The organism is Pseudomonas sp. A1230, assembly GCF_044218825.1.
GTDB classification, from domain to species: Bacteria; Pseudomonadota; Gammaproteobacteria; order Pseudomonadales; family Pseudomonadaceae; genus Aquipseudomonas; species Aquipseudomonas iridis.
This window is the reverse complement of record NZ_CP162582.1, coordinates 4,143,848-4,156,074: the sequence shown is the minus strand read 5'-3', so window position 1 is coordinate 4,156,074 and position 12,227 is coordinate 4,143,848. Positions and strand designations below refer to the sequence as shown.

7 protein-coding genes and 3 pseudogenes are annotated in these 12,227 nt (G+C 48.1%); 7 read left to right on the top strand and 3 right to left on the bottom strand.

The genetic code is table 11. From position 1 onward, the window contains the following. Together AB4P97_RS19460 and AB4P97_RS19455 are read left to right on the top strand one after the other, a co-directional pair. Complete coding sequence (locus tag AB4P97_RS19460) at positions 1-624, top strand: BPSL0761 family protein (protein WP_395601492.1); 624 nt, start codon at positions 1-3, stop codon at positions 622-624. Between the two features lie 104 nt (positions 625-728). Continuing rightward, positions 729-928: pseudogene (locus tag AB4P97_RS19455) on the top strand (diguanylate cyclase); the annotation flags it as partial. A 100-nt stretch (positions 929-1,028) separates the two neighbouring features. Here AB4P97_RS19455 and AB4P97_RS19450 read toward each other — a convergent pair. The 3 genes and pseudogenes from AB4P97_RS19450 to AB4P97_RS19440 all read right to left on the bottom strand — a co-directional run. After that, positions 1,029-1,223, bottom strand: a pseudogene (locus tag AB4P97_RS19450) (IS3 family transposase); the annotation flags it as partial. A 95-nt stretch (positions 1,224-1,318) separates the two neighbouring features. After that, positions 1,319-1,639, bottom strand: coding sequence for a hypothetical protein (locus AB4P97_RS19445; protein WP_395601491.1), 321 nt, complete (start codon positions 1,637-1,639; stop codon positions 1,319-1,321). A gap of 156 nt (positions 1,640-1,795) precedes the next feature. After that, positions 1,796-2,026: pseudogene (locus AB4P97_RS19440) on the bottom strand (IS66 family transposase); the annotation flags it as partial. A gap of 432 nt (positions 2,027-2,458) precedes the next feature. On the opposite strand from AB4P97_RS19440, the gene AB4P97_RS19435 reads away from it, so the two are divergent. The 5 genes from AB4P97_RS19435 to AB4P97_RS19415 are packed head-to-tail and all read left to right on the top strand — an operon-like array spanning position 2,459 to position 12,059. Next, positions 2,459-3,364, top strand: coding sequence for a DUF4007 family protein (locus AB4P97_RS19435; RefSeq protein WP_147490901.1), 906 nt, complete (start codon positions 2,459-2,461; stop codon positions 3,362-3,364). Beyond that, on the top strand, positions 3,357-6,815 hold the full coding sequence (locus AB4P97_RS19430; RefSeq protein WP_395601490.1) for a hypothetical protein: 3,459 nt from the start codon (positions 3,357-3,359) through the stop codon (positions 6,813-6,815). The genes AB4P97_RS19435 and AB4P97_RS19430 overlap by 8 nt, the downstream gene beginning before the upstream one ends. Continuing rightward, positions 6,793-7,620, top strand: coding sequence for a phosphoadenosine phosphosulfate reductase family protein (locus AB4P97_RS19425; protein ID WP_054997661.1), 828 nt, complete (start codon positions 6,793-6,795; stop codon positions 7,618-7,620). Before AB4P97_RS19430 ends, AB4P97_RS19425 begins: the two co-directional genes overlap by 23 nt. A gap of 15 nt (positions 7,621-7,635) precedes the next feature. Then, positions 7,636-10,056, top strand: a complete 2,421-nt coding sequence (locus AB4P97_RS19420; protein ID WP_395601489.1) for an ATP-binding protein — start codon at positions 7,636-7,638, stop codon at positions 10,054-10,056. Between the two features lie 2 nt (positions 10,057-10,058). Continuing rightward, positions 10,059-12,059, top strand: a complete 2,001-nt coding sequence (locus AB4P97_RS19415; protein WP_395601488.1) for a hypothetical protein — start codon at positions 10,059-10,061, stop codon at positions 12,057-12,059. Positions 12,060-12,227: the final 168 nt, after the last annotated feature.

Here is a 12,227-nt window from a genome sequence, read left to right as displayed (position 1 = left end):
ATGACCACTGCCTATGAGCGGACACGCAGCGTAATTGAAACGGGCGGATTTTTGGCGAGGATTTCCCGAGATAAAACCTTGCCCGACTACGTCCGCGAGCAAGCCAGGCAGTTGCTGCGTCACTACCCCACGGCAGAAGCTGTAAGACTGGCTGGGCGATGCGAAGCGATCAGGCAGGATGAAGTTTCAAAGCTCTCTGGCAGTCCGAGAGCACTGCATCCCGCACTTTCGACCTGGCCTCTTCTTGATCCTTTCTTCTACGACCCTACAATCCACGATGCTTCTCACCCGAGTGCTCCACCGGTTGTGGCTGGCTATACCGCGCTGCAACCCAGCCCTCGCACAGAGGACAGTATGGTGGCCGCCAGCTTTCGAATATTGGGGCTGGTTGCACCCGCAGGCACGGGCTGCTTGAGCATTGAACACCGCTGCTTCACATCAGCTCGAGCGCTGGTTCTCTCCCGCGCCACTGTGGTGTTGGGGTCACCATCAAGAGCCCGTAACTGGTTTGAGGGTCGCATCCGTAGCTTGGATAAGCAGCTGCCCTGCACGCTGATGAACAACGTTCACGAATTCACTCTGGTCATGGACACTCTTTTCCGCCTCGAGCACGGAATCTTCTGATAAGCCTCTTGCTTCCGATGCTTACTGTCCAAGTGTGCGTGGAATCCGCATGCTCCCTGGCCGCTGCCGCAACGTCTCGAAGATCGGGCCCCGCAACGCATGGAGGCTTACTGCGCACTTTTTTGGAGATGTTGTCGAGACGGCTCGTTGGACTGATTGGTACGGTCGGCGCTGGATGCACCTATCAGGGATGGAAAACCGTGATGAGGCTTTTTGGAAGCTATTGGACGATTACCGTGTGTTCGCTGTCTTCGACGAAATCCATCATTGCGTTTGTTACGACACACTCTTAAGCAATGCTTGGTGTCGGTGCTGATACGATTTTGACCCAGCGGTGTTGCCGCTGACCGAAAACTGACCCGGTGGGGATGCGGACAAAAACCTGGACTGGTTATGCCGCGTGGCCCAGTAATCTCACGATACTCAATGGGGCCTGAGAGCGCCGCGGGGAATTTTGATACGTTTCTCGTTGTACCAGCGAATGCATGAATCCAAGGCCTGAATGAACGGCTCTATGCTCGTTGACTGCCAATTGCCAGGATGAACAGTTCCGTTTTCAGCCGGCCGAAGATGCCTTCACAAGCCGCGTTGTCAGGCGATACAGTGACCCCTCGGATCGTTAGCTTAGTTATGCCAATCGTCCAGACAAAGAAAAGCCCGCTGGGTGCGGGCCTTGGTATGCGCTGGAAATTAGCTACCATGTGGCTGCATCAGGGATGTGCTGCAGTTCGAACGACATACAGTCTTCGACCTCGGAAACGCCTTCTGGATCCGTACGCCATGCGTCTTGAACATCTGATCCATTCACGCCAATGGTGACGTTCAAAAGCCAAGTGAAGGTGCCGTGATCGGTGTGAGCGAACCAGGTCACATTCCACTCCTCGTCGTCTTCCTTGTACTGAGCGGGTGCGTTGAGGACCCACTCGCCTTCTGTCAGATCGCTTGAATCTAGGCGGTATTCATCATCCTCTACCTTGTAGGAGACATCACCGGACGCTGAAATTTGTAGGCCCATAAATTTTCCTGTTTATGTTTGAGGTTAGCTTGCAGGTGATGGGGAACCGTACCCTCCTCATCCTCTTGCAAATTATACGCGATCGGTCTGTCGCAAAGAAATGTCAGCCTCTCTGTAATCGTCCAACCAATCCATCTTGTGTGACTAGAGCGGACGTCATATGTGCGGCAGATGCCCCTCCATCTCACTCTCTCGTTGCGTCGGCAAGCGCGTCAGTAAATCTTTGAGGTAGGCATACCTGGGTGAACCTCATCATCTCTGCTGCTCCTGTCCGGCCTCAAATGGCCCTGTCATAAAGGTGGCGCGACAGCGCTGCTAGCGTTTCAGACTGTAATCGAGTGCTCTGCTGACAACGGATCCTTCTGGAACTAGGTCGCTGTGGGCGAGAAAATTATGCTCGCCAGCCGTCTAGGTAGACAGAAGTCGACCGCGTGACCTGCTGCCAAGTCAGCTATCAGTGGCAATGGTGCCAAGCCTGAGGACGAGATTGGCCTAACGGACAAAAGACAGGGGAAATGAGCACCTTTAGGAGGCGCTCCCCCTGTGTTAGGTCTCTCAATAAAGTATCATACGAGTATTGATAAAGCCTGCCACGAGGCTTGGGGTAAGTAGGATGAAGGTTTTGTTTGACACCCGCAGGATCCAGAAGCTAGGGCGCGTTTCGCTTAGCGAGCAATTGCTGAGGAATGCCGGCCTACATGAAGGCGACCAAGTAGATATCTACTTTGATGCCGCCACGAAACGCATCATTATCGAGCCTGCAGCTCAGAGCAACGACCAAGCTGCTTCGGAGAAATTGGCACCAGGGAGGAAAGGTTGATGTCGAGTATTCAACGACGAGATGAGCGCTTCTCGGGACATGAGTCCTTCGTTTGCCGTTACGGATGGCTGCCAAAGCTACATCAAGCAATTATCAACAATCCCCTTGCGCTGAAAGATGAAGCTCAGGCGACGATTACGTTGGGCATTGGCCGCAACATGGTCAAGTCGATTCAATTCTGGGGTGAGGCTTTCGGGATAGTCGATGGTCGCGATTCTTCTGGCCTGCAATCCGGCCCGATTGGAAGCTTGCTGCTTTCGAAAGATGGTTGGGACCCTTTCCTCGAACAGCCTGAGTCGCTTTGGCTGCTTCACTGGTGGATTTCATCTCACGCGGAGATTGCAGTTTGGAACTTGGTCTTCGGGAGCGCAATGTATTCCCGTTTTGATCGAAAGACTCTCATCGCGGGTCTCGTGGATCAGGCATCCGCTAGCAACAAAAAGCTGGCGGTCTCCACCCTTGAGCAGCATTCAAGCATTTTCCTGCATTCGTACAAGCGGGAAGAGTCTGCAGGTGATGATACCTCGTGGTGCCCACTGCAAGATTTGGGACTTTTTGAAGAGGTCACTGCCGACGACGGCAGAACTGTTTACCTGGTAGGTAGAAATGCGCCCTTAGGTCTGTCTCCAAGAGTTTTCCTTTTTTCCTTGATTGATTACTTCGAGCGTCAAAATACCAACTCTCTCAGTCTCACCAAGATTGTTCATGGTGAATTCAGTCCCGGTAGCGTTTTCAGGTTGGATAACTTTCAAGTGAGTAGCTTGTTAGAAGGTGTAGAAAAAGAGTTTGGTGGTGTTGTGCGATTTATTGATACCGCTGATACCCAGCAAATTATTCTGGATACAACTTTCGCGCCCGCTTGGGCTGATTGCTTGCTGGGTGTGGGAGAAGAATCGAATGTCTGATCGACTGATAGATCATCTTGAGCTGGACTCCAAATTCCTGCGCTCCATTTCACTGACTAGAGATTTGCGGTCACAAGATTCGCTCGATAGTTATCTGATCACTCCTGCTGTCTTGGCAGTGCTTCGCCAGATTGGCGGTGCGTTGAAGTCGGGAAGCGCACAACGCGCCTGGAAACTCATTGGGCCCTATGGCAGTGGTAAGTCGGCGTTAGGGTTGCTGCTAGCCCGTTTGTTAGAAGGGCAAAAGAGCTCTCATGCAATTTACAAACAGCTCATTGAGGCCTCTACAGAAGTCGCTGAGCTTTTCCCACAAGGGCAAAATCGCTTTGCACTGGCAATAAGCGGTTCGCGCGTATCGTTGGGTGACGCGTTAGCACAGTCTATTCTCGAAGCGCTTGAGCACCTGCCAAAAAGCAAGCTGGCTACTGAGCTTAAGCGCCAGTTGGATACGAAAGCTCAGACCTATCGTGACGTACCCCTTAACGCAGCGACGAGTAGATTGCTGAATGACTTTGTTCTAATCACCCAAGGTGCTGGATGTTCCGGTGTCCTATTGCTGATTGACGAGCTTGGCAAATTCATCGAGTACGCAGCTCTAAATCCGGAAGCCGGCGATTTGATGTCTTTGCAGCAAATCGCTGAGGTCGCATCTCATCCTAAGGACGATGGTCTACTAGTCATATCAATGCTGCACCAGCACTTTGATGCTTATGCCACAGGTGTAGGTCGGACACTTTCCGATGAGTGGCATAAGGTCTCAGCACGCTTCGATGAAGTGCCTTTTGATGAGCCGGTCGAGCGGTATGCGCATTTCGCTCTTCATGCCCTAGGCGCGGATGAAACCATTACTGAGTCGGTTACCCTGAAAAAAGATGCCCGGAGCATCTACAAGCAAGCAATTGATTTCAACTTTTTCCGCGGAACTGGTGAGAGTGAGCTGTTCTCTCAGGCAGAGCGCCTGTACCCATTGCACCCAGCAGCTCTGGCTTGCTTAGCGGTCATATCTAAGCGATTTGGTCAGAGCGAGCGTTCATTTCACGCATTCATGCGTGGATATGAGTCCGGAGCACTGAGAGACTTCGCGGAGCGTAATATTGTCGATCATTCTTCTTGGTATGGAATGAGCGAGCTTTTTGACTACCTCACGACAGGGGTAGGGCTTCGCTTCCGTGATCTTGAAGCTGAGCGACGCTGGGATTTCGCTCGCTCTGTCGTAGAGCGTAATGACGCGGAGATGACGGCGTTACAGCTTGAATTACTCAAGTCGATTGCCGTCATCGAGCTGGTCGCTCAAGTCCTCCATGTGGTGTTGACCGTTGAGCTCCTTAGATTTGCTATGGGGGAAGACCTTGGAGCTATCTCCGAAGCTTTGAGTGAGCTAACTGCCAAAAGAATCCTAGTACATCGTCCTGCGAGTCATGATTATGGTTTTGCCGTCAGTCACGCTATCAACGTCGAGGCTTTATACGAGGAAACGATGCAGCGCTCTGCTGATGAACTGATGTTCAATGGCGTTTCACAAGCCCTATCTGAAAGAAGCGTTATTGCAAGTCGTCACTATCAGCAGACAGGAACAATCCGCTCGGTAAGAGTGACTGCAGGCACGTCGGATAGAATTGCGCAGTCCATCGGTGTTCATGGTCGCCATGATGGCAGTGTGGGGCTGATATTCGCAGACGCCGAATCGTCTGCTTTAGTCGGTGCTGCTGAAGAGGTAGCTCGCTCTACTGACGACGTTTTATCGCTTACCGCAATTGTCAAAGTCGGTCCGGATGAGCGAAATGCTCTCATTGAATACTCCCGCTGGTTGATGGTTCATGACCAGGTCAAGCTTAGTCATTTAGATCCCTGGACTGAGCGTTATGTCGAGTCGAGGTTCAGTACGGCACGTGAGCGTGTTAGCCGACTGGTCTTGGCATTGCTGAACCGGCAAGCAAAAGGGTCCTCCGGTATGCAGTATTGGCATAAAGGCAAGGTGATCGCCGATAGCGGAGCAATGAACCTTAGCCAAGCCGCCTCTTGGCTGTTCGATAAGGTTTACGAGGCGGCTCCGACGATCAATAACGAATTGATCAACAAAGAGAAGCCTTCATCTGCAATCAATGCAGCTCGGCAGCGTCTATTTGACCTGCTGGATAAAAAGGTTGATTCAGAGCTGCTAGGTATCGTCGACTTCCCACCCGAACGATTGCTCTACAGCTCTCTGCTTCAATCCACTGGACTGCATCAGAAAGGGGCTGGCGGCCGTTGGTTGTTAACGGCACCGGACGGTAATTCTCCTGCCGGCATACGTAAAGTTTGGGCGGAGCTTGATAAGCAACTGATGATTGACGGGCAGGTCACTTTTGCTGAGGTCATTTCCAGTCTGGCACTTCCGCCGCTAGGGGTCCGAAGTGGGCCGGCCAGCGTGTGGTTCATGGTTTACCTTCTTGTTAACAAGGAATCGTGCGCGATTTTCGAACGAGGAAGTCTGATCCTAGAGTTGACCTCCGATCATCAGCAACGGATGTTCAGAAGCCCTCACACCTTTAGCTTCCGCCGCTTCGACATTGCAGCAGAGCGCAAAGACCTGATCAAAGATTATGCAAAGGCATTTGGAGCGGTAGGTGTGCAGTTGGGGTTGAACGCATCTTACCTGGATGCTGCGCGGGAGCTGATCCGCTGGTACGGGCGTCTTCCGCAATATTCGCAAGAGACACTGCGACTTACAAACCAAACCAAAGCCCTTCGCGACGTAATTAAAAGAGCTACCGACCCAGTTTCGTTGCTCGCCGTTGATATGCCGCGCGTGGTGAAGGCTGGGAAGGGGAAGGACGCTAGTAGCTTCCCCGATCTGCTGGCGAAAAGCCTCACTGAGCTTGGTATGGCATACCGACGGTTGCAGGATGAGGTTAGCTTTTCCATGGCGCAGGCTTTTGAGATCACAGGCCCTCTGAAGGCCCTTCGATCGCAGCTCCAGGAAGAGTGCGCTGATACTGCGCAGTCTCTTGCCGAGGTAGATCTTAAAGCCTTCATCATGCGCTGTTCGGACATCACCTTGACTGACGACAAGTGGATGGATTCCATTGCGAGTGTTGTCGTTCATAGACCCTTAGATATCTGGAAAGACAGTGACGCTCCGATATTTGCGGAGTCCGTTCTTGAGCTATGCGGGCGCTACAAGCGCTGGCTTAGGGTAGCTATGCGTAAAGGCGAGTTTGAGCGTCAAGCGCAACGCTTCGTCGGGGTGACTTTGACTCTCCCCAGCGGCGAAGAAGCAGCGATGCTATTGACCTCTGATCATGAGACCAAGATCATGGCTAATGGCCTGCTAGAGACTCTCACTAAGCAAGTGGGCGGCAATTTGAATTTGGCCGCTTCAGCCCTTGCTCAAGCGTTGCTGCAATTGCAGCAGGGCTCCACTGAACACGATGAGAATGAGCTAAGCGATGAGCAACGAACCGCAGGTTAGACATATCCTTAGCCTCTCAGGGGGCAAGGACAGCGCAGCGCTGGCGATTTACATGCGAGATCGTGTGCCAGAAATGGAATACATCTTCAGCGATACCGGCAAAGAGTTACCAGAGACGTATGACTATCTGCAGCGTCTGGAAAATTACCTCGGGAAGCCGTTGCATCGTTTGAATGCTGACCTAGGCTTCGATCACTGGTATGACATGTATGGAGGGATGATTCCCTCCAATCATCGTCGTTGGTGCACGAAGATGCTCAAGCTTAAGCCTTTTGAGGATTTCTGCGGTGACCAACCAATAATCAACTACGTTGGGCTCCGTGCTGATGAAAACCGCACGGGGTACATCAGCCATAAGACAAATATCGAAGCTGTGTACCCGTTCCAGGAGGACGGGCTAATCCTGCGCGATATTGAAGAGATTCTACGAGTTTCTGGGGTTGGGATGCCCCCTTACACGAAATGGGGAAGAACCCGCTCTGGATGCTACTTTTGCTTCTATCAGCAAAAAATCGAGTGGGTGAAGTTAAAAGAAACACATCCCGATTTGTACGAGAAAGCTAAAGAGTATGAAGTGCCCTTTGAAAAAACAGGTAACTTCTTTACTTGGAGCCAAGGTGAAAGCCTTGCGGAGCTTGAACAACCGGAGCGTATGGCTCAGATTAAGCGTGATCATGCGCTTCGCGTGGAAAGAATGGCTCAGCGGAAGGATAATTCAACACTGATTGCGGTTTTTTCCGAGCTTGACTCAACTGAGGCTCCAGATGACGATGATGATCAGGGATGCTTGGTATGCTCGCTTTAGACGAAGGAATGTAATATGTCATTCAAAGTGAAGGCTAGAGTCTTGCTGGAGCTAGGAGCAGAGCTTATCAGTTCTGATGGAGTAGCACTTTACGAGCTGATTAAAAACTCCATAGATGCCGGGACTCCAAAAATTGAAGTGCGTATAAACGTCGCATTAACCGCTTCTGGATATCAGGCTCTTGTATCTAGTATCAAAAATGGACAGGAAGATTTTATTCCCGATACGCTGCTTATAAGTAATCTAACCCGTTTTTTTGAACCAAGTACACCTCTTGCTATTCGAGAGTCGTTGGTGCAGAAGCTGTCAGGGCTTAATCGTACTGATTCTTTAGTCGCTCTTAGGGATTTTTATTGTCAGCACTCTTATATTGAGGTGGAGGACTGGGGAAGCGGGATGACACACGCTGACTTAGATAAAAATTTCTTGACCATAGGTACGCCGCATAGAGCAAGCGAGCGGCTAGTGGGCGAAGATTCCGAGGGAAAGCGTCCTATATTAGGTGAGAAAGGAATCGGTAGACTTTCCGCGATGCGACTCGGAGAGAAGTTAGAGCTAATTACTGGCACAAAAAAAGACACTAATTGGTCGAATCTGTTCGTAGACTGGAAGATACTTGGTGATAATATTGACCTCGATCTCGGTGCGTTTAGTGTAAAGGCTGAAAAAGGCAAGAAGAAGAACAGTGTAAAACCCAATGGCACTCTAATTCGAATTAGTGACATACGAAGTGATTGGTCATTCCAAAGAGTTTCCCAAGTTTCTAAATCCGAACTGTCTAAGCTTCAAGACCCTTTTGATCTTGAGGCATCTGTACTCGATTTAAGAATTAGCTTTAATGGAAAAGATGTCGATGTGATCGAGGAAATGAATCCGGATTGGCTGGCCGGATGGCACGGGTATTTTAAGATTGATTTTTCCTATAGAGACAACAATGGAGTGAGAGAGCCTGTTATTAAAGGCATCGCAAAGTTCAGAGTTCCAGAAAAGGATGGCCAGAATGTTGACGACGAGTTGATCGATTCTGGGGAGATATATTCTGCAGGTGATGATTTATATAGCCTTCTTGCAGATATAGATCAGCCTTTGTATAAGGGCGGTACGGAAAATGGCCCAGCACGATTTGCGGGGATCCAAACGTTAGGCGAGTTTAGCGCTGTCGGTTACTGGTTTAATAGGCAGAGAAAGAGGAGGGAGCTACCTACCGAGAAATACAACGAGTTTGGTGAGTGGCTCTCTCAGTGGGCCGGTGGCTTGTTAATGTACAGGGATGGCTATCGAGTTTATCCTTATGCAGATCCCGATGACGACTGGCTTCAGCTGGATCAGAAAGCTCTCAAGCAGCGTTCTTTTAAGCTCAACCGAGGCCAATTTGTCGGTCGAGTGAAAATTAGTTCACGAGATAACCCTTTTCTGAAAGATCAAACCAACAGACAAGGTCTTTGTGACTCACCAGAGCAAAAAAAACTTGTTCAATGCCTTCAATATGTAATATGGAAAGAGCTCGGAGCCCTTGTTAAAAAATATGAGCTAAAAAGTACCTCCAAGTCTATGTCCAGTATAAAGGAGATAGATAATAAGGTTAAAGAAAGCTCCAAAGACGCTAGGGCTCAACTTCGTGAGTTAGCAAGGCAGCTTCCAGATGAAGAGAAAACAGTGCACGCTCTTCGCGGCTACGTAGAGGAGTTAGAAGCAGCTTGGTCTAAAGCTAAAACTACGATTCGAAAGCAGCAAGATCAGTCGGATGTCTACCTTCATCTTGCTGGCGCTGGAATGCTCATGGAGTTCGTAGTTCATGAGCTTAATCGGATGACTCGTTCAACGTTAGCCGACCTCAATAAGGTGAATTTTAATAAGCTTCCTCCATCTTTACAGTCATTAAATGCTCAGCTTAAAACACTTGAAAAGCGTTTGAGGATACTCGACCCGGTTAGCACTCCTGGGAGACAGAGAAAAGAAAGTACGGACGTTGTACAGGTAATACAAACTTTATTGGAGGCCCATAGTTCTCAGTTTGAGAGGCATGAGATTAACGTTTCATTTGAAGAGCCTAGCCATTTTTTTGCTACGGTCGTTCAAGGCCAGATGTATCAAATTTTTGAAAATTTGATATCCAATTCAGTCTATTGGTTAACACACCACAGCGCGATGCTTCTTGAGGCTAATGGTGAAAAAAATACCTATTTGCCCTGTATAGAAATCTTAGTCGATGTTAATGCGCGAGAAATTATTTTTAGAGATAACGGGCCTGGTATAAGAAAAGCCGATGGCGAGAAAGTTTTCGATCCCTTTTTTAGTAAAAAGCCGTCAGGTCGTGGGATCGGATTGTATATAGTAAAAAACTTGTGCGCTGAAAATAATATCTCGGTATCACTTATTAAAGCAGATTCTCGAGATGCTCATGCTGGTTTTGTATTTGGATTTGAGAGCAAATAAAAATGGCTACAAGGAAGTTGAAAAGAAAAGCATTGTTTATCGATGATGCTTTTGCACGCCCTACTGTTTCTGATTTCCAGAAGCAAACTGTGCAGTTGCGAAGATTTCTAAAGGATAATGTTGAGACCAGAGTTTGGTTTGATGAGCAGTTCGGACTGGATGGTGAACCTTCAGGACGCTTATACTTTGAACCTCTTACCTCTAAACCAGAAGAGATTCTGAGATTCTGGAGTATACGCAATAAGTCACCATCAAAGAACCAGCTAGTTAAGCACGTTTTTTCTGATTTGGTTGAAGAGCTTAGCCAGCATCATAAGCCTTTGTCTAAAATTGAAAGGATTTTAAAAAGTAAAGGGTGGAGCGTGGTGAAAACACCTGCTCTTCCAGATTTAGATCTTGTTGAAACAGATGTTTCATTAATAATTATAGATTACCTTCTTAGTAATGAGGTGCCGGATGATATTGAAGGAAAGGTTGCGGAAAGTATTGCATTCTTAAAATCAGTAATCACTCGCGCAAAACAAGAGGAAGGCTGTACTCATCCTTTCGTAATCCTTATCTCTAGTCTTCCTAATTTAGCGGAGAGTGATGCTTATAACTTTCGCAAAAGTTCTTCAACTCCTGGAGGTTTTTTTCGGTTTGTAAGAAAGTTAACGGCAGAAGCAGAGTTTTCTGATGCCGTAGATACATTTTCTCTTCAGGAGGGTGAATTAAAGAAATTTAGAAGTGTTCATGTCAGCCTTGAGAGAGCTATCTCGTCAGCTGCGCACAATCTCCTTGAGCAAATTGAAGGGCTGGAACTGGAGGACTTAGCTACTCTTTATACTGCTCAATTGGTCACAGAGAAAGAACCTTTGTCTGACTATTTGGGGTGGCTCTCGGGTCAGCTTTTGACCGCTTCAATCCAGAAAGATATCACACTGGCCGAGAAGTCTATGGATCTTCCACCGGAAAGCTATGAGGTATTGCTAGGGCACTGTGAGCCAACGCAAAACGTGTCTAATTTGTTTTCTGATTTTTCCTCTGTTAAACCTGCATCAGGGGAACTTTTTAGGAATAAGAACAAGCAAAGACAAATTCGTTTTGGCGATCTTTTTGTAAAGCTGTCATCAAAAAAATCTAACGGTAGTGGAAAGGAAGCTATCGTCAATGCGCCGGATGCAACTTTTTTAATGGTTATATCCCAAACTTGTGATTTGTTACAAGGAAAAATTACAAATGGCCAGGTGTTATGTGTTCAAGGTAGCGGGCGACAAGTCGAACCTACTGAGATTGAACTGCTGCGCGCTACAATAAAACAGATGGGTTCTGATGGTGATATCTTAATAAGAAATGGCGAAAAGTTTACCCAGATCGAGTGGGGGAATAAAAATCTCCTTACCGTCGATCAAAAAACGTTAAGTAAAGAGTTGGGCTTCTCCTATTTGGGGCGACTTAACGAAATTTATGCTTTAGAGGTTCAGCACACAGCGCTTCATCAATTAGGCCGTATTGGCGTCCCAATTGTTCCAGGTTATCGTGTTTTTTTTGGTGCTGTTGAAATTCGAGTGTTTTCTGCAAAGTCTGAACTTTCTGATTATTTTGTTAGTTTGAATAATAGTTCTGTCTTGGCCGTGCTGCGCAGCGAAAAAATCGCTAGCTCAATCAAGCAACGACTGCTTTTTTCTGGGGAACTTCATCGTTGGTTATCAGATCGTCTGAGTGAAATGCTATTGAAAGAGGGATTTCCAAACGGCTTAATAAAGAACGTAACCGATATTTCTGCAGCTCTGAAAAGCGTTGAGTCATTCAGTACTCTTGTAAAGTTTAAAGAGGGCATGATAGACGGCTTTTCGAGAGAACCAATTACGGAGTTGGGGGAGGACAAGGTTCAATCAATTCCAAATGGCGTACTGATAGTTTTGAAAGATCTGCCTCGTGTAGAAAAAAATATTCCATCTCCTAGAGTGCAGATTACATTTTTACCATCTATACAGTTCCATAAAGATAATGTTGATATTTGAAATTATATTCTATGAAGCTTAAGTGGAAGAGTATGATTAGCTCGATAAAAAAGGCTGCTCAGCGGCGCTTATTTTTGTTGGGCTAAAATTCTGGTTGCGGCACGAATAGCAGTCATCCCCCGCACAAATCCGTACGTGCGGAACCGCGCATAGGCGCCTGCATTGGGT